A 20,377-nucleotide genomic window follows, 5' to 3' on the forward strand; every position below is an offset into this window, starting at 1 on the left:
GATTAACCCACCATATTATTAAGTTGAAGAAGCGGTTGTAATATTGAAAGAACGATAAATAAAACAACGGTCGCCATAGTTACTACCAGTGCCGGTTCAAATACCGACAGCGTTAACGTAATTCGATGCTGTAATGCAGATTCCTGGTTTTCCGCCGCACGATCCATCAGCGAGCCCAGCTCGCCGCTCTCCTCCCCGGAGGCCACCATGTAGAGCATGGAGGGTGGAAAAATTCTCGCCTGTTCCAGCGCGTTGTAGAGGGATGCCCCCTGGCGCACGGTGTCCGCCGCCTGCTCAAGCACCTGCCGGGCATAGAGGTTTTCAATCCCGTCCATCGCGATGTACATCCCTTCCAGCAGCGGAACGCTGCTGGCCTGCAAAATACTCAGCGTACGGATGTAGCGCGCGCTGTTGATGGCGCAGACCAGTTTTTTCAGCGGTGACTTTAGCAACAGCCACCGATGGTAAACAAACCGGTTCTTTTCTACTTTTATCCAAAATTTAAAGCTCGCCGACGCCCCGAACAGGCCGCTGGCGATAACGATGCCCCAGGCCTGTAAAAAATCGCTCACCGCAATCAGCGTGCGGGTGGTTACCGGCAGCTCTTGTTTCATGTGGGTGAACTGGTCGATGACCTGCGGCACCACGGCGACCAGCAGAATGGAGATCACCGCGATCGCCACCACCGTCAGGGTAATGGGGTAGACCATCGCCTGGGTGAGCTTGCTTTTCATCTTCTGGCGCTGCTCGTTGTACTCGGCGAGCTTTTCCAGCACGCCACCGAGATGACCGGTCTTTTCACCGGCCATTACCAGGGTGCAGTAGAGCTTGTCGAAGCTGCGCGGAAACTGGCTGAAGGCGTCGAACAGCGTGTGACCTTCTACAATCTTGTCGCGGATCTCGGTCACCATCGCCGCCAGGGTTTTATCTTCCGTCTGCTTCGCAATCGCCTTCAGCGCACTCTCCAGCGGCAGCGCGGCATTGACCAGCGTCGCGAGCTGTCGGGTAAACATCGACAGCACCGGAATCGACAGTTTTGCCCCTTTACGGGCGTTTTTTCCCGCCGCCGGATCGCTGGTCGGCGCAATGTTCACTGGCATCAGCTTCTGTTCGCGCAGCATCTGGCGCACCTGCTTTGGCCCTTCGGCCTGAAGGGTGCCGCGCTGAGTTTTCCCCGCAGCGTCCGTCGCGGACCACGCATACCAGGCCATTACGCATCCCCCCCGCGCTCGGCGGTGACGCGCATCACCTCTTCCAGCGAGGTCACGCCGGAGATCACCTTCAGCAGACCGTTTTCACGCAGGCTGTAGGCCTCTTTGAAAAGCTGCGTTTCGATGGACATCTCATCTTTGTCTTCATGGATCGCACGGCGCATGGCGCTGTCGACCACCAGAAATTCATGGATGCCTGCGCGTCCCTGGTAGCCGCTCTGGCGACACTGTTCACAGCCCACGGCGCGATAAATCGCTTTCGGCGGCGTTTCCATAAAGGTGAACAGCGCTTTCTCATTGTCATCCAGCGGACTGGTCGTGCGACAGTGCGGACACAGCCGACGCACCAGACGCTGGGCAATGACGCCAAGCAGCGACGAACCGATTAAAAATGACTCCAGCCCCATATCACGCAGACGGGTAATAGCGCCCGCGGCGCTGTTGGTGTGCAGCGTGGACATCACCAGGTGACCGGTGAGCGAGGCCTGTACCGCGATTTGCGCGGTTTCCCCGTCACGAATTTCCCCGATCATCACCACGTCCGGGTCCTGGCGCAGAATGGCGCGCAGTCCGCGCGCAAAGGTCATGTCCACGCGCGGGTTGACCTGGGTCTGCCCTACCCCTTCCAGTTCATACTCGATCGGATCTTCCACGGTCAGAATGTTGCGTTCATGGCCGTTAAGCGCCGACAGCAGCGCGTACAGGGTGGTACTTTTCCCCGAACCGGTCGGGCCGGTCACCAGGATGATGCCGTGCGGACGTTCAATCAGTCCCTTTAACTTCACCAGCTCTTCGTCAATCAGACCGAGCTTGTTGATGTCCGGCTTAAGGTTGCTTTTGTCCAGCAGACGCATCACCACGCGTTCGCCGTACTGAGACGGGATAGTGGAGACGCGCACGTCAATGGCCTTACGACCAATGCGCAGCGAGATACGACCGTCCTGGGGAAGACGTTTTTCGGCGATGTCCAGTTTGGACATCACTTTGATACGCGACACCAGCAGCGGCGCGAGCTTGCGCGCCGGCTGCAGCACCGGACGCAGCACGCCGTCAACGCGAAAACGAATGCTCAGGGTGCGCTCGAAGGTCTCGATATGAATATCGGAGGCCCCCTCTTTCACCGCTTCGCCCATAATGGCGTTGATCAGGCGGATCACCGGCGAGTTCTCGTCGTTATCGAGCAGATCTTCGTTGTCAGGGATCTCCTCGGTTAACGCCATCAGGTCAATATCGGCGTCCATGTCGTCCACCAGCTGCTGCGAGACGCCGCTGTTCTGCTGCCAGATGTTGGTCAGCAGTTCGTCAAACGCTTCCGCCGTCAGGATCGTCGGGGCATAGGAGCGCCCCAGCACGCGGCGCATCTCCAGCAGGGCATACGCCTGCGCATCCTCGCGGATATAAACCTCATCGTTATAGAACAGGACCCCGTTCTCTTTCGCCCAGGTGCTGGTACAGAGCGCATTACTCATCTCGGTCATGTCGCTTGCGCCTTACTCTTTAAACGGGTTGCGGGACGACACCGGCGCACTGGCGCTCACCGGCGCGGCATGGCTCTGGGACGGATAGACTGGCAGCATCGGTGAATCCGCATTCTCTACGATGCCCAGCTTGTGCTCTTCCATACGCTGCTGCTGACGCGCCTGGATCTGCTCATATTTTTCTTTCGACGCCGCGCCGTAGTTGTCGTCGTCGCGCAGTACGGTGGTGTGGATAAACACCATCAGGTTACGTTTGGCGCTGTCCTGGGAGGTATAGCGGAACAGCTGACCCACAACCGGAATATCGCCCAACAACGGCACTTTCGAGACCGACTGTTTGGTGACGTTTTCCATCAACCCACCCAGCACCACCGTCTGCCCGCTGTGGACCATCACTTCGTTGTTGATGGTGCGGGTGTTGAACGTTGGGCCCAGGCTGGCATCGGCCGTCGAGGTGTTATCCACGCTGGAAACCTCCTGCTCGATCTTCAGATGGATCATGTCGCCATCGTTGATCTGCGGTACGATTTTCAGCTTCGTACCGACGGTTTTACGTTCCACCGAGTTAAAGACGTTATCGCCGCTGGTGGTCTGCGAACCGGAGAGGACCGGAACGTCCTGACCGACGTTGAACGACGCCTCTTTGTTATCCAGCGTCACCACGCTCGGCGTCGACAGAATGTCGTTTTTGCCGTTAGTGGACAGCGCCGTCATCAGCGCGCCAAAGTCGCCGTTAAAGAAACCGGTCGCCAGGCCCGTATAGCTGCCAATGACTTTTGACTTCTTGATCTGGCTGATCGGCAGGCCGGTCGAACCAAACTGAACCCCACCGTGTTTACTGGTCCACTGCACGCCCAGATCCAGACCGTTACCGTCCTGAACTTCGGCGATGATCGCCTCCACCAGCACCTGCGGACGGCGGATATCCAGCTTGTCGATCACTTTTTCCAGCGAATTCATGACGTTTGGCTGAGCGGTGATCACCAGCGAATCGGTAGACTCGTCGGCGGAAATATTCAGATCGCCTGCCATCGGCGCGGCTTTGCTCTTGCCACCGCCCGCTTTATCCTTCAATTGCTCGCCGATCCCCGTCAGCACCGGCACCACTTTGCTGGCGTTGGCGTATTTCAGGTAGAAGACGCGGGTGTTGCCCTCGTTGTTCTGCTCGCGATCGAGCTGGGAGATCAGCGTCCGGGTGCGCTGACGCGCGTCCGGGCTGCCGCTGATCACCAGGCTGTTGGTTTCATCGTCGGCGACCACTTTGGTCGCCAGCTGCGGGGCGTTTTGCCCTTTCTGCTCTTCATTGTTGAGGTTGTTCAACATGTCAGAAAGCTCTTTGGCCGAGGCAAAACGCAGTGGCACGATTTCACGGCGCTGGACGCCGCTTTGGTCCACACGCTGCACCAGATCCACCAGGCGGTTAACCACCGAGGCTTTGCCGGTTAACAGCAGCACGTTTGACGGTTCAAAATGGACCACGTTGCCGATGCCGGAGGCGTCGTTCAGCTGACGCAACAGGGGGGCCAGCTCACGTACCGGAACGTTCTCCATCCGCACCACGCGGGTGATGACTTCGTCGCCTTTGCCTGGGTTTTTGCTGTCGGCAATGGGTGCGCCCGACATGCGCGCTACCGAGGAGCGCACGACTTTCACCATCCCGTTATCCATCGGAATCACCGACAGACCATAGAGATCCAGCACGCTCAGGAAGAACTGGTAATATTCATCTTCCGTCAGTACGTTGTAGGTGCGAACCGACACCGTTCCCTGAACGGAAGGATCGACCAGAATAGTTTTATTAAGGTTACGCCCGACGGTATCGATAAATTCGCGGACATCGGTATTTTTAAAACTGGCGCTAAAGTTCGCCGCGAACAGCGAACCTGAATATAACGACAATGCGGTCAGCGCTACGCACGCCCATGGAAATTTCTTCATGTCTGTACACTTATTAATTGTTAAGAACATTGACCCGAATATTTTCAAGGTGAGCGTGACGCCGGATTACGACATCCGCTTCTTTCATTTTTGACCAGCGGGCAACAATCTCTTTTGCCTGCGCCTCTTTAGTCATATCCACATCGTCAACTTTTACCACTACATCACCCTTTTCCAGGCCTGCATGGCTGTAGAAAGGCGACGCATTGCGTGGATTAATGTTGTAGCCTTCCAGCTGGCCTTTTTCGATTATTGGTTTTAACACCAGATAATCATCCAGATGCAGATTATCTAACCCTGCATCTTTCTTCGATTTGGTTACCGGGGCGCTGTCAACGCCGCCTTTGAAATAGTCTGGTTTTTTAAGTGAAATAACCTGCGGCGCGCCTTCATAATTCACCACCACATTATCAGGATGAATTTCGGCAATATAGGCATTGTCAAAACCGGCGAGCATTTCGCCCTCGCGATAGCTCTTTTGTCCGGTGGGAGTTTTTATCACCGCAAAGGACAGCCAGGCTTCATCGCTGCTGAGAATACCTTCGATTTCCGCACTGAGCGGCTTTTTCACCGCCGCTGGCTGTTTCGCTGGCATCACCGCCGGCGTAAAAAGTACAAACTGGGTTTCATCGTGACTTTTTTTTTGCATAGTCTTTTTTGAATCAGACAACCTGTTCGTCACTTTTTTATAATCTTTATAAACCATATACCCTTGCTGGCCGCAGAAAATAAGCAGCACAAACATGACGCAGGGCATAATCAATTGAGTAACAAATGACATCCGCATTTTTTAACGAGCCTTTCTGCCAGTCAGTAATTCACAGCACAGGGCTGTATGAGTAAGTGGCGTAAATACTAATGAGTATCCTCACTCCCGACTATTCACACTTCCGCTAACAATAATTTAGAAAAAGGTTGATTGTTAAATAAACCTATGATAGAGGCGCAGACAGAATATTTTTATCCTGCATTCAAATTGCCCCTTCCGCCTATATCCTTTACTTTTCCGGCTCCTTGCTATGAATCAAAGAGACGGTAATACGCTATGTATATGCGCCATTTTAATTTCACTACCCAGCCTTTCCGGGCTATCACCCGGATGTCAGGTGATTTTTTTGTTCCGTATCATCAGGATGTGTTCGGTTTGCTGAAAGAGAAGTGCCAGACAACAGGCGTCACTGCGCTCTTTAGCGACGACAGCTATCTCGCCTCGCAGTTTTGCGAAGCGCTGAAAAAGCGTGACGGCACGCTGCTTGCCATTAACGCCTTCCCAAAACTCAGCGCCAGCGGCCTGCTCTATAAACTCAACGCCACCACTAAAGAGAGCAAAACCCGGATCCAGGCTATTGATGCCGTGCTGCGTCAGTGGCAGGACGAGATGGTGTCCCGCAAAACCACGCGTAAAGTGCTGGTCATTTCGCATATTCAGTCGATGAAAGCGAATTGCCATGAGGCACTGTCCATGTTGTTAACCCGCGCGCAGGAGCTGGATGTGCCTCTGTCGGTTGTGCTGATGGGATCGGCCGACCAGGAAGCCGCCCTCCAGCAGTCCGGGTTGCGTGAATATCTTCATACGCATCACACGCTCCGGCCCCTCACCTGCCGCGAGTCCCTGAGCTATGTTCAGGCCCAGTGTGAAGCGCATGGCAGCGACGCGACGCCGTTCACCCGGGCCCGCATGCGCAAGATGCATGTTCTGACCAAAGGACAGACAGGCAAACTCAACGAGCTGGCGCACCTTGCGATGCTAGCCGCCTGGACCGAGCGTTCAGCGCAGGTATCGCCGCGCCATCTGCGCCTCGCCGCAGGAGAAGTTCTGCCGGCGAAACCGAAGGGCAAACGCCTTGCCGTTATGGGCCTTTTTGCCTCCGTACTGTTTGCCGCCTGCGGCTGGACATTGATGCCCACCATTACCGCCAGACTGCCGGTACAGCTTCCCGTGATGGCCAGCTGGAAACCGCAGGCACCAAAAACCGACGCCCCAGCGGTGCCGGTTATTGATAATGAAGTGGTGAATAAGCCCGATGCGATGCATCAGCTCTATACCATGTGGGGTTATGACGCCACGATGGAAGAGGCGCTCTGCCAGAACGCCGGGCAGGTCAATCTGATGTGTAAGGAGGGCAGCGCTCCGGTCGAAGAGCTGGCAAAAGAGGGTTACCCGTGGATCGGCGAGATCAAAACAGGCGATCACCTGAACTATGCCGTGGTGGCCAGAGTAGACGATAACTCGCTGGATCTGCTGATGAATAATCGCACCTGGCAGGTGAGCCGCAGCTGGTTTAACCAGCATGCAACCGGCAATTACACCCAATTGCACCGCCTTACGCCGCAGGGGAAAGATGCCGTGAGCGCCGAAAGCAGCGCCAAAGATCTGGGCTGGATGGATCAGCAGCTTAGCCTGGCGCTGAATCTACCCGAAACCCATACAAAGGCGTGGACGGCCGAACTGATGCAACGTACCCGCGAGTTTCAGCAGAAAATGCATCTGCACGTGGACGGGATTGCGGGTGAAGATACATTGATGCAGTTAATGCGTGAAACCAGGACTACGCCAAGCGTACTTATTCAGTCCGCAAATATATCTGCGACTCCCAACGCGCAGGAGAAACATTCATAATGTCGACGATTACTCTGGCTGCCCAGCGCAGCTATACCCTTAACGCACCGGTCTGGTTTTCTTACCGGCGCCCCTCGCTGAAAAAAGCGGTCTGCTCCACCCTGCTCTGGGGGGTGGGAATAGTGATGACGATCGCTGCCGGACTCTACGCTCATCTCTACTGGGATCTGCGCCATCCGGCACCTGAGCCGATAAAAGCGAGCGCCGTTAAGCCAGAAACGACGCTATCGGATATGCATTATGTCTATGTCAGTAAACCGTTCCCGCAGCCTGAACCAAAGCCAGAACCGGTAACAAAAGAGATGCCGCCGCTGCAGGAGATGCCCATTGATAGCGGCGATGCCGACTGGCAGCAGGCGCCCGACAGTGAAATGCCGAATAATCTTTCCCGGGATACATTGCCAGGGACAGAAGTGAGCCATTCCGCTATCCCCGAACGGGATAATACAGGTCAGACAGTTGATGACGGGGCGATCAAGGCATTATTGATGAAGGCGTTAAAAGAGCAGGAAAAAGATTATTCGCAAGGGAAAATGCCCGCGCCTCCTGTAGATGAATCCACGGCAGGAACGCAGGCAAATAATGTAATGAAACATAGCCTTCCTTTCAGTTAAAAAGGAGGTAAATAGCGATTAATATTTCTCTGGCAATACTGATAAATACATAAGGCGGCCTTTCTCAACCTGAATATAATTACCTTTTTTCAGGTCGGCTAGGATTTTAATAATGGTACTGCGGGCCAGGCTGGTATATTCCTGAATATAGTCATAAATATTGATATCGCGCTGATGGTGCACAATCAGTTCGTTAATTTCCAGCAAGAACTCGCGAACAATCGAGTACGCGCTGCGGGCCACCAGCACTTCGTCACGCTTGCTGAGCAGGCAAACGTACCAGGAGAGGACTTTACTCAAGGCTTCCCACAGGTTTTTTTCGCTTATCAGACGGACAAAATCATCTTTTTTAATGGTGCGCACCACGTTATTGGCACGAACCAGGCCGTACATATGCGTTGAGTTGTAATAAATAGAGGAGAGACCAAAAATACATTTATTCTGTAAGGTGAACATACACAGTTCATCCGACTCGCGGCGGAATTCAACTTCACCGCTAACGATAAAATGAATATCTTCGTTGTTATCGGTACTGATACGCTGCCATTTGCGTAAGGTTCTTTCTTCAAAACCTTCAGTTGCCGCGATAAGGGCGTCAAGTTCTGCTTGTGGACGGCTATTTTTACTGTAGATACTTAACATTGTTATACCTATTAATATTAAATTGAAAAAGGTGAACGTGTGCAATCACAGCGCATAAATGCGTAGTCCATTTAACAAATGTAAAGTAAAGCTAAGACGTTAGAACATCCGTATTTCTTATTTGTCGTGCTGATATATTGTCAACCACGTTTGCGAGTAATTTCGACTGAGGAAACTATAAAACATTTACACCGTGAATGTGATTAAAAAAGCAGTCCAAAAGAAGACCCTATAAAGGTGAAGCCGGGTAACCCGAAGGATTACCCCTGCCCGTAGCGCTCCAGCAGCGCCTCCGCGATAGCCAGCGTTTCGCGATCGGCCACGCCGTCCCAGCGCGCCGGGCGAAAATGCATCTGAAACGCGACGATAACGCGCTTCTGCTGCGCATTTGTCATGTTATCGGTCACCTCATAGCCGTAGCGCGCCAGCAGATCGAGCAGCACCTTCGGCTCCACGAGCTCATCGCGCGGCTTGCCGTTCAGGTAAAACGTCACCCGCGCCGGGTCGGGCCATGCACCAATCCCCTGCTGCGCCAGCTCACGCCACGGGAACAGCGGACCGGGATCGTCTTTGCGCTGCGGAGCGATGTCCGAATGGGCCACCACATTTTCAGGTCTGATGTTGTAGCGGGCAATAATGTCTTTGGCGAGCGGAACCAGCGCCGCAATTTGCGCAGGCTCAAACGGCGTAAAATGCTTAACGCCCGACGTTTTTTGCCAGCCGCGGTTCTCCAGCTCAATGCCGACAGACGTATCGTTAATCCGGTTGGTGCCGCGCCAGAAGCTGATGCCCGCATGCCAGGCCAGTTCGCTCTCGGGCACCAGCTGCCAGATGCGGGGCTTACCGTCCGGTGCCGGGGGTTTAGCCGGGATCAAATAGTGAGAGCTGACGTTCTTATCCGTCAGCGTGGCCAGCGAGCTGTCAAAGTCATCTGCGGTGTAGTGGATCACCAGCACCTTGATGCGCGGGTAAGCCGCCTGCGCCTGATGACGCGTGTCCAGCTCGTAGGTGCCTTTGTCGATAATCCCTTTTTCCGTGACGCATCCTGCCAGCAGCAGCGCCAGCAGGAGCGTGGCAAACGAACGCGTCATCGAAGGGTTTTCACCGCCGTACCGCTTACGCTCACCATCAGCATGCTGGCATCTTTCCCGACCGTTTCGTAGTCGATATCAATCCCCACAACCGCATCAGCGCCGAGGGCTTCCGCCTGCTCGCCAAGCTCTTTAAAGGCGATTTCGCGCGCTTTACGCAGCTCTTTTTCGTATGCGCCCGAGCGGCCGCCAACGATATCGCGGATACCGGCAAAAAAGTCGCGGAAGATATTAGCGCCGAGAATGGCTTCGCCGGTAACCACACCGCAATACTCGGTTATTGTCTGCCCTTCCAGGGTTGGCGTTGTTGAAAACTGCATGGTTTCTCTCCTTCTTTAGCGTTCAATGCCTTAGGCACAGCATTATCGGTTCGTTACGCTATGATTGAAAGGATAGTTAATAAATAAGGAAATCAACATGCGCTATTCTGCTTTAACACTTTTGGTGCCCTGCGCGCTGGTGCTCAGCGCCTGTACCACCACGGTCACGCCAGCCTTTAAGGATATCGGTACCCGCAGCGGCCCCTGCATTGAGGGCGGCCCGGACGCCGTGGCGCAGCAGTTCTATGATTATCGCATTCAGCACCGCAGCAACGATCTCACCGGCCTGCGCCCGTATCTGAGCGACGGTCTGGCAAAACTGCTTAACGACGCCACCCGCGATCCTCAGCACAACACATTGCTGAAATCCGATCCGTTCTCCAGCCGCACCACGCTGCCGGACAGCGCCGAAGTAGCCAGCGCGTCAACCATCCCAAATACCGATGCCCGTAATATTCCGCTGCGCGTGAAGCTGACGCAGGGAACCCAAACCTGGCAGGATGAAGTGCTGATGATCCGTGAAGGACAGTGCTGGGCGGTAGACGACGTGCGCTACGTTGGCGGCAGCGTTCATGCCCCGGCAGGCACGCTGCGCCAGTCGATTGAGAATCGCTAAACCCGCCGATACAACCCGGTAACCCCCGTAAAATGTGCGGCATTTCATGCGGAATGCCGACATTTATACTCGCCGACCTTACCGTTCGCTATTTTGTGCTATGTTTAAGAGGAAACACGGGTTATATTTAACTTTTAACGCATAAATATTGCATAACTATTCTGTCAACGGTACTATCTGCGGCCTCAATTGCTATAGATTGCCTGGATGAGTAAAGACTGCCCCGATGAGTATTAAACTAAACGGCATTAACTGCTTCTACGGCGCACACCAGGCGCTGTTTGACATCACGCTGAACTGCCCGGAAGGCGAAACGCTGGTTTTGCTTGGCCCAAGCGGTGCAGGCAAAAGCTCCCTTCTGCGTGTCCTTAATCTGCTTGAGATGCCCCGTTCAGGTACGCTGGCAATTGCCGGTAACCATTTTGACTTCGCTAAAACGCCGTCTGATAAAGCGATTCGCGAACTGCGTCAAAACGTCGGCATGGTCTTCCAGCAATACAATCTCTGGCCGCATCTGACCGTCCTGCAAAACCTGATTGAAGCGCCGTGCCGCGTGCTGGGGTTAAGCAAGGATCAGGCGATCGCGCGCGCTGAAAAGCTGCTGGATCGTCTGCGCCTTAAGCCCTACAGCGACCGCTATCCGCTGCACCTTTCCGGTGGTCAGCAGCAGCGCGTAGCCATTGCCCGCGCGCTGATGATGGAGCCTGCGGTACTGCTGTTTGATGAACCGACCGCGGCGCTGGACCCGGAAATTACCGCCCAGATCGTCAGCATCATTCGCGAGCTGGCGGAAACCAATATTACTCAGGTTATCGTCACCCACGAAGTGGAAGTGGCGCGTAAAACCGCCAGCCGTGTGGTCTACATGGAAAACGGGTATATCGTTGAGCAAGGTGATGCGAGCTGCTTCGCGAACCCGCAAACCGATGCCTTCAAAAACTATTTATCTCATTGATTGTGTCAGGGGAAATATAATGAAAAAAGTATTACTTGCCGTGCTGCTTGCTGGCGTTACCCTTTCCGCTACCGCAGCTCAGACCATTCGTTTCGCCACGGAAGCCTCTTACCCTCCGTTTGAGTCCATTGATGCGAACAACAAAATTGTTGGCTTCGACGTGGACCTGGCTAACGCCCTGTGTAAAGAGATCGACGCGACCTGTACCTTCAGCAACCAGGCGTTCGACAGCCTGATTCCAAGCCTGAAGTTCCGCCGTATCGACGCCGTGATGGCCGGTATGGACATCACCCCGGAGCGTGAAAAGCAGGTGCTGTTCTCTACGCCTTACTACGACAACTCCGCCCTGTTCATTGGTCAGAAAGGTAAATTCACCTCTGTCGATCAGCTGAAAGGCAAAAAAGTTGGCGTGCAGAACGGCACCACGCACCAGAAATTCATCATGGATAAACATCCGGAAATCACCACCGTTCCGTATGACAGCTACCAGAACGCGAAGCTGGATCTGCAAAATGGCCGTATCGACGGCGTATTTGGTGATACCGCGGTCGTAACCGAGTGGCTGAAAGCCAACGATAAACTGGCGCCAGTGGGCGACAAAGTGACCGATAAGGATTACTTCGGTACCGGTCTGGGGATTGCCGTTCGTCAGGGCAACACTGAGCTGCAGCAGAAATTCAACGCTGCGCTGGAAAAAGTGAAGAAAGACGGCACCTACGAAACCATCTACAAAAAATGGTTCCAGAAGTAATTCCTGATGAATGAAATTTTTCCTTTAGCAAGCGCCGCCGGGATGACCGTCGGCCTTGCCGTTTGCGCACTGATTATCGGCCTCGTGCTGGCGATGTTCTTTGCGGTGTGGGAATCCGCGAAATGGTTCCCCGTCGCCTGGACAGGCTCCGCGCTGGTCACCGTGCTGCGTGGGCTTCCGGAAATTCTGGTGGTCCTGTTTATCTATTTCGGCTCCTCACAGCTGCTGCTGACGCTGTCGGACGGTTTTACGATCAATCTTGGCTTTGCGCAAATCCCGGTGCAGATGCAGATTGAAAACTTCGACGTCAGCCCGTTCCTGTGCGGCGTGATTGCCCTCTCCCTGCTCTACTCCGCGTACGCGTCGCAAACCCTGCGCGGTGCGCTGAAAGCCGTGCCGCAGGGTCAATGGGAGTCGGGTCAGGCGTTAGGTCTGTCGAAGTCAGCCATCTTCTTCCGTCTGGTCATGCCGCAGATGTGGCGCCATGCCCTGCCGGGCCTCGGCAACCAGTGGCTGGTGCTGCTGAAAGATACCGCGCTGGTGAGCCTGATCAGCGTTAACGATTTGATGCTGCAAACCAAAAGCATCGCCACCCGTACCCAGGAGCCTTTTACCTGGTACATTGTGGCGGCGGCTATCTACCTGGTGATCACGTTGCTCAGTCAGTACATCCTCAAGCGTATTGACCTGCGTGCGACGCGCTTTGAACGGAGACCAGGCTGATGCTTGAATATTTCCCCGAGCTGATGAAAGGGCTGCACACCAGCCTGACGCTGACCGTGGCGTCCATTATCGTGGCGCTGATCCTGGCCCTTATCTTCACCATCATCCTGACGCTGAAAACGCCGGTGCTGGTGTGGATTGTGCGCGGCTACATCACCCTGTTTACCGGTACGCCGCTGCTGGTGCAGATCTTCCTGATTTACTACGGCCCGGGCCAGTTCCCGTCGCTGCAGGAGTATCCGGTTATCTGGCATCTGCTTTCTGAACCGTGGCTGTGTGCCCTGATTGCCCTTTCGCTGAACAGTGCGGCCTATACCACCCAGCTGTTCTACGGGGCGATCCGCGCCATTCCGGAAGGACAATGGCAGTCCTGCGGAGCGCTGGGCATGAGCAAGAAGGACACGCTGGCGATCCTGCTGCCATACGCCTTTAAGCGCGCGCTCTCCTCTTACTCCAACGAAGTGGTGCTGGTGTTCAAGAGTACCTCTCTGGCCTACACCATCACCCTGATGGAGGTGATGGGTCACGGACAGCTGCTGTACGGGCGCACCTATGACGTGATGGTGTTCGGCGCGGCTGGCGTGGTTTACCTGGTGGTTAACGGCCTGTTGACGCTGATGATGCGCCTGATCGAGCGTAAAGCGCTGGCGTTTGAGCGCAGATCGTAGGCCGGGTAAGCGCAGCGCCACCCGGCAAGAAGTGCATAAATGTGATTAATCAATGCGGATAACTTTTTGGTTATCCGCTTTTTTTTATCCAAGTATAAATATTTACTCATATATATTGCATACAAATTCATTAAATGGCATTGTACATCCATGCCGCAGACACGGCGCATAAATAAGACAGACGGGAGTATTACAATGAAAAAGTTAGTTCTGGCCGCATTGCTCGCCACCTTCGCCGCTGGCGCATCCGCAGCTGATAAAATCAATTTTGGCGTGTCCGCCACCTATCCGCCGTTTGAATCGCTGGATGCCAGCAACCAGATCGTGGGTTTCGACATTGACCTGGCGAAAGCGCTGTGCAAACAAATGCAGGCCGACTGCACCTTTACCAACCATGCCTTCGACAGCCTGATCCCGTCGCTGAAATTCAAAAAATACGACGCGGTGATCTCCGGGATGGACATCACGCCTGAGCGCAGCAAACAGGTTGCGTTCACCGACCCGTACTACGCCAACTCGGCGGTCGTGATTGCGAAGAAAGGCGCCTATACCTCTTTCGATCAGCTGAAAGGCAAACGCATCGGGATGGAAAACGGCACCACGCACCAGAAATACCTCCAGGACAAACATCCTGAAGTAAAAACCGTGGCTTATGACAGCTACCAGAACGCGATTATCGACCTGAAAAATGGCCGCATCGACGGTGTGTTCGGCGATACCGCCGTGGTGAACGAATGGCTGAAAACCAATCCGCAGCTGGGCACCGCAACCGAGAAAGTGACCGATCCGCAGTACTTCGGCACGGGTCTGGGCATCGCGGTACGTCCGGATAACAAGGCCCTGCTGGAAAAACTGAACGGCGCGCTGAAAGCGATTAAAGCTGACGGTACGTATCAGAAAATCAGCGAGCAGTGGTTCCCGCAGTAAGATTTTTTTGCCGGGTGGCCCGGCCTACGGGGGTGGTAGTCTGTAGGCCGGGTAAGGCGAAGCCGCCACCCGGCACTCTCTCACAACGGCACAAAGAACCTGAACCGCGCCCCGCTCACCGACTCCATCAGCCTGATCCCACCGCCGTGCAGCTCCAGCATACGTTTCACGATTAACAGCCCCAGTCCGCCGCGATTCTCCCGCGATGCCTGGGTGTTCAACGCCGATGGCCGCTGGAACAGATCGTCGCGCAGCGAGGCATCCACGCCCGTTCCGCTGTCAGCCACTTCGACCTGAAGCCGTTCATTCTCCTGCCAGACCGCCAGACGAATTTCCCCGCCAGATGGCGTATGGCGCATCGCGTTATCGAGCAGGTTGGTCACCACGCGTTCGATCATCGACACGTCGGCGTTAATCAGCGGCAGCGGTCCCGGCACGTCAATATGCAGATTCACTTCTCGCGTGCGGGCGGTGAGCTCAAACTTCTGCGCCACGTCGGAAATCAGCTCCCCCATCGCGAAACGCTCGCGCTGCGGCTTAATGCCGCCGTGCTCAAGGCGCGCCAGCTCGAACAGCTGCTGCGAAAGATGACGGACTTTTTGTCCCTGACGCAGCGCGGTGGCGAGATACTGCTGGTGCTCCTGCGGCGTCAGCGTTGCGGCTTTTAGCGACAGAGTTTCCAGATAGCCCAGCAGCGAGGTCAGCGGCGTACGGAGATCGTGCGAAATGTTGGCGATAAACTCCCGGCGCTGGCGATCGCTGTCGGCCAGCTGGTCCCACTGGCGGGTGATTTTGCGTGCCAGCTCGATAAAGCTGTTGCGCAGGATCGCCACTTCATCCTTTGCCGCCGCGTCCGACGGCTGCGCCGCCAGCTGTCTGATAGCGCTGATGCTGTCCTGCTCCAGCCCGGCGAGCTCCACCGTCAGCTGTTTTACCGGGCGCGTGACCCAGTACCAGATCAGTAAACCTGCCAGCAGGCCAAACAGCGCGACCCACAGCAATGACCACAGCACCGTGCTCCACAGCGCCTTATGCCAGGCCATTTCCGCCAGGGCGTTTGACTCTTCGCCCTGCAAAATAATGTACAGGTAGCCCTTAAGCTCGCCGTCCTGCCGCAGCGGCGTGGCGCTAAAGACCTTTTTATTTTGACTCCGAGGATCGTCGCCCAGGACCGGTATGGCGGTACCGCTCAGGAAGGTCTGAACCGGTGCCAGATCGATTTTTTGCCGCTGAATGTGGCCCGGCGGTGCGGCATCGGCCAGGATATCGCCGTCCGGGGAGACAACGTACAGCTCAACGCTCGGATTAAAGGTCATCAGCCGATCGAACAGCGGCTTGAGAGCCCTTCGGTCGACCCTGCCCTGCGCGTCCAGAATCGGTTCACGCTGGACTATCTGCTGCGCCAGCCTGCCCGACAGCCGCTGCACCATCGCGTTACCGTACTGCGTACTGGTGTAGAGCTGCACGGCGCAGGCGACGGTGGCGCAGAGCATCATCAGCAGAATGAACAGCAGCGTCAGGCGCTGACTCAGGCTAAAGCGGCGCATCATGATTTGGCTCCGCAAATTTATAGCCCTTGCCCCAGACGGTGCGAATAATCTCCGGCTCGGCGGCGTCCTTCTCAATCTTGATGCGCAGGCGGTTGATATGGGTGTTAACGGTATGCTCATAGCCTTCGTGCTGATAGCCCCAGACCTGCTCCAGCAGCGCCAGACGCGAAAAGACCTCGCCGGGATGACGGGCAAAAAAGTACAGCAGCTCGAACTCGCGCGGGGTGAGATCCACCACCTGACCGTGAAGCAGCACGCTGCGCGCCAGAGGATCGATGGTCAGACCGTGGGCCTGAATTTGACCGTCGGTTTGCGCCTGCCCCATCGCCTGCTGACGACGGAACAGCGCTTTTATGCGCGCAATGAGTTCCTGCACCGAAAACGGCTTAGCCAGATAATCATCGGCGCCGGTTTCCAGCCCGGTAATGCGGTCGGTCTCGCTGCTGCGGGCGCTGATGATGATCACCGGCAGGTAGCGCGTCATCTGACGGATACGGCGGCAAATCTCCAGACCGTCAACGCTGGGCAGCATCAGGTCGAGGATCACCGCATCCCACGGCTGTTTTTCAAGACGCTGTAAGGCCTTGCCCCCGTCGGGCTCGTGGGTGATGGCATAGCCTTCGTCTTCTAAATTGAGTCGCAGAAGCGCCGCGATATCGTGGTCGTCTTCCACCAGCAGGATCTGCTTCATGGGTAAGCCTTCAATCATTTCTTATGACGTAAGCTTACCTGATTTCGAGCGGGGGAAGAGTTCACATTTTGTTTAAGATTTCACGAGCAACGTCAACACTTCATAATGCGCGGTATGCGGGAACATATCGAAAAGCTGAACGCGTTCAATGCGGTAGCCCGGCAGGCTGGCGATGTCTTTCGCCATGGTCTGGGCGTTACAGCTGGAATAGACGATGTACTCGGGCGCCATCTGGCTCAGGTAGTCGCACAGCGCCTTGCCGATGCCGCGGCGCGGCGGGTTGACCAGCACCAGCTCCGGCACGTTGCCCTGGCCGGTCGCAAACTGCGTGGAGTCCAGCGCCTGGAAGTGCAGATTCGTTAACCCCAGCCCGGCGGCGGACTGTTTCGCGCAGGCTATTGCTTCGGCAGAAATCTCTATTCCGGTGAGCTGCATCTCTGGCGTGGCGCAGTGCAGGCCAAAGCCGCCCACGCCGCAGAAGAGATCCCACATATGATGGACGTTTAACGCACGAACCCAGTCGCGGGCGGTGGCGTACAGGCTGCTTGCCACGGTCGGGTTGGTCTGGAAGAAGCTTTGCGGGCGGATCCACAGCGGCACGCCGTTGAAGCTTTCGGCCAGCGCGTGCTGGTCGGTGAAGAAAATCTCTTTCTCCCCTTCCATGATCGCCATATGCACCGGCTGAATATTCGCCGTAATGACCTTCAGCTGCGGCAGCTGTTCCTGCAGCCACGGCAGCGCCGCGCGCAGCTGCTCCAGCTTGGCTTCCGAGCGCAGCACGAAGCGCAGCATCATGCCGCCGTCGAGTTGGCTTTCCGTCAGCAGAAGGTACTTCAGCTCGCCGCGCCTGCGGGCGACGCTGTAAGGCGTTAACCCTGCACGCGCGATAAACGGTTTCAGCGCGGCAAAGACGGGTTCAAACGAGGCGGGATACAGCGGGCAGCCGGTCAGGTCTTCCGGCGTGCCGTCGCGGTGCAGCATTCCCAGCAGCGGTTTTTCAACGCTGCCGCTGACCACCATTTTGGCCTTATTACGAAAGCCCAGCTCCGGGCCACTGACGGGTGCGCACCACTCGCCCACCGCTTGTGCTGCCAGCAGCTGTTGCAGGTCGGCCATTTTGGCGGTGAGTTGTTGAGAGACCGGCTGTTCTATCCACTGACAGGAGCGGCAGCGTCCGGCGTCATAGAGTGCGCACTGCATATGAAAACCTTAAGAATCACGAGGGCTGCGATTATACACATTATTGCAGGCGGAAGAACCGCCGGCTTGAGGCCGGAACGAAGAGTAGACAGAGCACCAGCATATCCGGAAGTTTTTGCATAAACAGCGCGCGCAGGATCTCGCGTTTGGATTCCCCGGCAATGCTGAACAGCTCCGGGTAACCGTATCCCAGCGAGGCGGCCCACAGATAGCTGGCGGCGGTAATTTGCGTCAGCAGATAGACCCAGCGCGCCCAGTTGCGCCCTTTGACCAGCGAAAACGCGCAGTAGATCTCGATAAACACCAGCACCAGGCTGCTCAAAAAGACCAGCGTCAGATTCCACGTCTGCACGCTGCGGTGAATGAATTCACCGATGCCGCGCACGCCCAGGGTGTTCAGAATCATCAGCACGTCCAGGCAGCGGATCATAATAATGGCGAGCGCCGCCACCTGAACCAGAGCAGGTACGTTAGGACGCGCGTGCGTAGTACGTGATTTTTTTAATAATCCCAATGTTTTACTTCCCTGAAAAACAGTGCCGCGTCATGCGCGGCACTTCACTGGAAATTTTAAATCCTTCAGCCGCGTCTTGCACGCTGGATATCGCGCACGCGCTGTTTTTCCGCGCGCGCCATCAAATACCAGGCGATAAATCCGACAATTCCGACCACGCCGAGGATGATGGAAGCCAGGGCGTTGATCTCCGGGTTGACTCCCATGCGCACGCTGGAGAAGACCAGCATAGGCAGCGTCGTCGCGCCCGGTCCGGAGACAAAGCTGGCGATAACCAGATCGTCCAGCGACAGCGTAAACGCCAGCAGCCAGCCGGAGATCACCGCCGGCATAATCATCGGCAGGGTAATGATGAAAAAGACCTTCAGCGGCGTCGCGCCAAGATCCATCGCCGCCTCTTCAATGGAGCGATCCAGCTCGCGCATGCGCGAGGAGATCACAACCGCCACGTAGGCCGTACAGAAGGTGACGTGCGCCAGCCAGATGGTGAGCATGCCGCGATCCGCCGGCCAGCCGATGGCGTGCGCCAGGGCCACGAACAGCAGCAGCAGCGCGAGACCGGTGATCACGTCCGGCATGACCAGCGGCGCGGTGATCATAAAGGCGAACCCGTTTGAGCCACGAAAACGCCCGAAGCGTACCATCACCAGCGCGGCGATCGTGCCCAGCACCGACGCCATTGTCGCCGCAAGGGCAGCAATGGTCAGGCTCAGCCCCACCGCGCTCATCATCGCATCGTCGTGGAACAGCTCGCTGTACCAGCGCGTCGACCAGCCCGCCCAGACCGTTACCAGCTTAGAGCTGTTGAACGAGTAGATCACCAGCATCAGCATCGGCGCATACAGGAAGGTAAAGCCGATCACCAGGATCGCTATCCGCCACGGGGAGCGCACTACCGGTAAGTTGTTCATCCGTGGTCTCCCATCTGTTTCTGCTGATGCTTGTGGAACCACATGATCGGCACGATCAGCAGCAGGAGCATCACAATCGCTACCGCCGAGGCCACCGGCCAGTCGCGGTTATTGAAGAACTCCTGCCACAGCACGCGGCCAATCATGATGCTGTCAGGGCCGCCGAGCAGTTCAGGGATCACAAACTCCCCTACCGCCGGGATAAAGACCAGCATTGACCCGGCGATAATGCCGCCTTTGGTCAGCGGGACAATCACGCTGAAGAAGGTTTTTAACGGACGGGCGCCAAGATCGAGCGACGCTTCCACCAGCGAGTAATCAATACGCGTCAGGGCCGTGTAGATCGGCAGAACCATAAACGGAAGATAGGCGTACACGATGCCAATATAGACCGCGAGGTTGGTGTGCAGGATCGTCAGCGGCTGATCGATAACCCCGAGCCACATGAGAAAGTTGTTCAGCACGCCGTTGTTTTTCAGGATCCCCATCCAGGCGTAAACGCGGATCAGGAACGAGGTCCACGACGGCAGGATCACCAGCAGCAGCAGGATGTTACGCGTCGACGGTTTGCTGTGCGCCACCGCCCACGCCAGCGGGTAGCCCATCACCAGACAGCAGAGCGTCGAAATCGCCGCCACCTGCAGCGACTGCAGATACGCTTCGAAATAGAGCGGATCGTCGGTGAGCTGCAGGAAGTTGCCGAGATTAAGCGTCAGCGTCAGCTGCCCGTCGGCCCAGTCCAGCAGGTTGGTATAGGGCGGGATCGCCCGCGCCATTTCCGCCAGGCTTATCTTGAAAACAATCAGGAACGGCAGCAGGAACAGCAGGATCAGCCACACATACGGCATGGCAATCACCAGCTTGCGGCCGTGGTTCATCTGCAAGCGCGTTAGCCACTGGGCAAAACCGCCCGGCTTTTCTGCGCGAGCTGGAGGTTCAAGTGCACTCATTTGCAGC

Annotated in this window: 21 protein-coding genes; 8 read left to right on the top strand and 13 right to left on the bottom strand. The window is 56.0% G+C overall.

Annotated features, from left to right (window positions below; all coding sequences use genetic code 11):
• Positions 1-2: 2 nt before the first annotated feature.
• Genes gspF through gspC form a run of 4 tightly spaced genes read right to left on the bottom strand, consistent with a single transcriptional unit; the run spans position 3 to position 5,372 of the window.
• A complete protein-coding gene (gene gspF / locus AC27FC_RS12990; RefSeq protein ID WP_196354673.1) occupies positions 3-1,211 on the bottom strand; it encodes a type II secretion system inner membrane protein GspF in 1,209 nt (402 codons plus the stop codon).
• Complete coding sequence (gene gspE, locus AC27FC_RS12995) at positions 1,211-2,689, bottom strand: type II secretion system ATPase GspE (RefSeq protein WP_023310951.1); 1,479 nt, start codon at positions 2,687-2,689, stop codon at positions 1,211-1,213. The genes gspF and gspE overlap by 1 nt, the downstream gene beginning before the upstream one ends.
• 12 nt (positions 2,690-2,701) lie before the next feature.
• Positions 2,702-4,627, bottom strand: a complete 1,926-nt coding sequence (gspD, locus tag AC27FC_RS13000) for a type II secretion system secretin GspD (RefSeq protein WP_196354674.1) — start codon at positions 4,625-4,627, stop codon at positions 2,702-2,704.
• 13 nt (positions 4,628-4,640) lie between these two features.
• Positions 4,641-5,372, bottom strand: a complete 732-nt coding sequence (gspC, locus tag AC27FC_RS13005; protein ID WP_196354809.1) for a type II secretion system protein GspC — start codon at positions 5,370-5,372, stop codon at positions 4,641-4,643.
• A 300-nt stretch (positions 5,373-5,672) separates the two neighbouring features.
• Here gspC and AC27FC_RS13010 point away from each other — a divergent pair, with 300 nt between their 5' ends.
• Positions 5,673-7,247 carry an ExeA family protein gene (locus AC27FC_RS13010; RefSeq protein ID WP_196354675.1) on the top strand — a complete coding sequence of 525 codons (1,575 nt, stop codon included), beginning with the start codon at positions 5,673-5,675 and terminating at the stop codon, positions 7,245-7,247.
• A complete protein-coding gene (locus AC27FC_RS13015) occupies positions 7,247-7,861 on the top strand; it encodes a hypothetical protein (protein WP_196354676.1) in 615 nt (204 codons plus the stop codon). The genes AC27FC_RS13010 and AC27FC_RS13015 overlap by 1 nt, the downstream gene beginning before the upstream one ends.
• A gap of 18 nt (positions 7,862-7,879) precedes the next feature.
• On the opposite strand, the gene AC27FC_RS13020 is transcribed toward AC27FC_RS13015, so the two are convergent.
• The 3 genes from AC27FC_RS13020 to AC27FC_RS13030 form a co-directional block, all read right to left on the bottom strand.
• Positions 7,880-8,503, bottom strand: coding sequence for a helix-turn-helix domain-containing protein (locus AC27FC_RS13020; protein WP_487160228.1), 624 nt, complete (start codon positions 8,501-8,503; stop codon positions 7,880-7,882).
• A 260-nt stretch (positions 8,504-8,763) separates the two neighbouring features.
• Positions 8,764-9,594, bottom strand: coding sequence for an N-acetylmuramoyl-L-alanine amidase (locus AC27FC_RS13025; protein ID WP_196354677.1), 831 nt, complete (start codon positions 9,592-9,594; stop codon positions 8,764-8,766).
• Positions 9,591-9,914, bottom strand: coding sequence for a heavy metal-binding domain-containing protein (locus tag AC27FC_RS13030; RefSeq protein ID WP_023310944.1), 324 nt, complete (start codon positions 9,912-9,914; stop codon positions 9,591-9,593). Before AC27FC_RS13030 ends, AC27FC_RS13025 begins: the two co-directional genes overlap by 4 nt.
• Positions 9,915-10,011: 97 nt before the next feature.
• On the opposite strand from AC27FC_RS13030, the gene AC27FC_RS13035 reads away from it, so the two are divergent.
• The 6 genes from AC27FC_RS13035 (at position 10,012) to artJ (ending at position 14,554) form a co-directional block, all read left to right on the top strand.
• On the top strand, positions 10,012-10,530 hold the full coding sequence (locus AC27FC_RS13035; protein ID WP_045403666.1) for a lipoprotein: 519 nt from the start codon (positions 10,012-10,014) through the stop codon (positions 10,528-10,530).
• 226 nt (positions 10,531-10,756) lie between these two features.
• Positions 10,757-11,485 carry an arginine ABC transporter ATP-binding protein ArtP gene (gene artP / locus AC27FC_RS13040; protein WP_023310942.1) on the top strand — a complete coding sequence of 243 codons (729 nt, stop codon included), beginning with the start codon at positions 10,757-10,759 and terminating at the stop codon, positions 11,483-11,485.
• A 19-nt stretch (positions 11,486-11,504) separates the two neighbouring features.
• Entirely contained in the window at positions 11,505-12,236 is a 732-nt protein-coding gene (artI, locus tag AC27FC_RS13045; RefSeq protein WP_033145049.1) for an arginine ABC transporter substrate-binding protein ArtI, read from the top strand.
• Between the two features lie 6 nt (positions 12,237-12,242).
• Positions 12,243-12,959 (top strand): arginine ABC transporter permease ArtQ, encoded by a 717-nt coding sequence (gene artQ / locus AC27FC_RS13050; protein WP_023310941.1) that lies wholly within the window; start codon positions 12,243-12,245, stop codon positions 12,957-12,959.
• Positions 12,959-13,627, top strand: a complete 669-nt coding sequence (gene artM, locus AC27FC_RS13055) for an arginine ABC transporter permease ArtM (RefSeq protein WP_033145048.1) — start codon at positions 12,959-12,961, stop codon at positions 13,625-13,627. The genes artQ and artM overlap by 1 nt, the downstream gene beginning before the upstream one ends.
• Before the next feature lie 195 nt (positions 13,628-13,822).
• Positions 13,823-14,554: an arginine ABC transporter substrate-binding protein ArtJ gene (gene artJ, locus AC27FC_RS13060; RefSeq protein ID WP_021240923.1), complete on the top strand. Its 732-nt coding sequence runs from the start codon at positions 13,823-13,825 to the stop codon at positions 14,552-14,554.
• An 80-nt stretch (positions 14,555-14,634) separates the two neighbouring features.
• On the opposite strand, the gene AC27FC_RS13065 is transcribed toward artJ, so the two are convergent.
• The 6 genes from AC27FC_RS13065 to potH form a co-directional block, all read right to left on the bottom strand.
• On the bottom strand, positions 14,635-16,104 hold the full coding sequence (locus tag AC27FC_RS13065) for a sensor histidine kinase (RefSeq protein WP_196354678.1): 1,470 nt from the start codon (positions 16,102-16,104) through the stop codon (positions 14,635-14,637).
• A complete protein-coding gene (locus tag AC27FC_RS13070; RefSeq protein WP_048979684.1) occupies positions 16,088-16,795 on the bottom strand; it encodes a response regulator transcription factor in 708 nt (235 codons plus the stop codon). The genes AC27FC_RS13065 and AC27FC_RS13070 overlap by 17 nt, the downstream gene beginning before the upstream one ends.
• A gap of 72 nt (positions 16,796-16,867) precedes the next feature.
• Positions 16,868-17,995, bottom strand: a complete 1,128-nt coding sequence (rlmC, locus tag AC27FC_RS13075; RefSeq protein WP_064672194.1) for a 23S rRNA (uracil(747)-C(5))-methyltransferase RlmC — start codon at positions 17,993-17,995, stop codon at positions 16,868-16,870.
• Between the two features lie 40 nt (positions 17,996-18,035).
• Positions 18,036-18,509, bottom strand: coding sequence for a YbjO family protein (locus AC27FC_RS13080; RefSeq protein ID WP_023310935.1), 474 nt, complete (start codon positions 18,507-18,509; stop codon positions 18,036-18,038).
• A gap of 65 nt (positions 18,510-18,574) precedes the next feature.
• A complete protein-coding gene (potI, locus tag AC27FC_RS13085; RefSeq protein WP_029739447.1) occupies positions 18,575-19,420 on the bottom strand; it encodes a putrescine ABC transporter permease PotI in 846 nt (281 codons plus the stop codon).
• Positions 19,417-20,370: a putrescine ABC transporter permease PotH gene (gene potH, locus AC27FC_RS13090; protein WP_033145043.1), complete on the bottom strand. Its 954-nt coding sequence runs from the start codon at positions 20,368-20,370 to the stop codon at positions 19,417-19,419. Before potH ends, potI begins: the two co-directional genes overlap by 4 nt.
• Positions 20,371-20,377: the final 7 nt, after the last annotated feature.

Source organism: Enterobacter sp. C3_dUdeg (assembly GCF_057536195.1).

Coding starts and splice junctions, on each gene's coding strand:
- gspF (WP_196354673.1), bottom strand. CDS start 1,211: ATGGCCTGGTATGCGTGGTCCGCGACGGACGCTGCGGGGAAAACTCAG.
- gspE (WP_023310951.1), bottom strand. CDS start 2,689: ATGACCGAGATGAGTAATGCGCTCTGTACCAGCACCTGGGCGAAAGAG.
- gspD (WP_196354674.1), bottom strand. CDS start 4,627: ATGAAGAAATTTCCATGGGCGTGCGTAGCGCTGACCGCATTGTCGTTA.
- gspC (WP_196354809.1), bottom strand. CDS start 5,372: ATGTTTGTGCTGCTTATTTTCTGCGGCCAGCAAGGGTATATGGTTTAT.
- AC27FC_RS13010 (WP_196354675.1), top strand. CDS start 5,673: ATGTATATGCGCCATTTTAATTTCACTACCCAGCCTTTCCGGGCTATC.
- AC27FC_RS13015 (WP_196354676.1), top strand. CDS start 7,247: ATGTCGACGATTACTCTGGCTGCCCAGCGCAGCTATACCCTTAACGCA.
- AC27FC_RS13020 (WP_487160228.1), bottom strand. CDS start 8,503: ATGTTAAGTATCTACAGTAAAAATAGCCGTCCACAAGCAGAACTTGAC.
- AC27FC_RS13025 (WP_196354677.1), bottom strand. CDS start 9,594: ATGACGCGTTCGTTTGCCACGCTCCTGCTGGCGCTGCTGCTGGCAGGA.
- AC27FC_RS13030 (WP_023310944.1), bottom strand. CDS start 9,914: ATGCAGTTTTCAACAACGCCAACCCTGGAAGGGCAGACAATAACCGAG.
- AC27FC_RS13035 (WP_045403666.1), top strand. CDS start 10,012: ATGCGCTATTCTGCTTTAACACTTTTGGTGCCCTGCGCGCTGGTGCTC.
- artP (WP_023310942.1), top strand. CDS start 10,757: ATGAGTATTAAACTAAACGGCATTAACTGCTTCTACGGCGCACACCAG.
- artI (WP_033145049.1), top strand. CDS start 11,505: ATGAAAAAAGTATTACTTGCCGTGCTGCTTGCTGGCGTTACCCTTTCC.
- artQ (WP_023310941.1), top strand. CDS start 12,243: ATGAATGAAATTTTTCCTTTAGCAAGCGCCGCCGGGATGACCGTCGGC.
- artM (WP_033145048.1), top strand. CDS start 12,959: ATGCTTGAATATTTCCCCGAGCTGATGAAAGGGCTGCACACCAGCCTG.
- artJ (WP_021240923.1), top strand. CDS start 13,823: ATGAAAAAGTTAGTTCTGGCCGCATTGCTCGCCACCTTCGCCGCTGGC.
- AC27FC_RS13065 (WP_196354678.1), bottom strand. CDS start 16,104: ATGATGCGCCGCTTTAGCCTGAGTCAGCGCCTGACGCTGCTGTTCATT.
- AC27FC_RS13070 (WP_048979684.1), bottom strand. CDS start 16,795: ATGAAGCAGATCCTGCTGGTGGAAGACGACCACGATATCGCGGCGCTT.
- rlmC (WP_064672194.1), bottom strand. CDS start 17,995: ATGCAGTGCGCACTCTATGACGCCGGACGCTGCCGCTCCTGTCAGTGG.
- potI (WP_029739447.1), bottom strand. CDS start 19,420: ATGAACAACTTACCGGTAGTGCGCTCCCCGTGGCGGATAGCGATCCTG.
- potH (WP_033145043.1), bottom strand. CDS start 20,370: ATGAGTGCACTTGAACCTCCAGCTCGCGCAGAAAAGCCGGGCGGTTTT.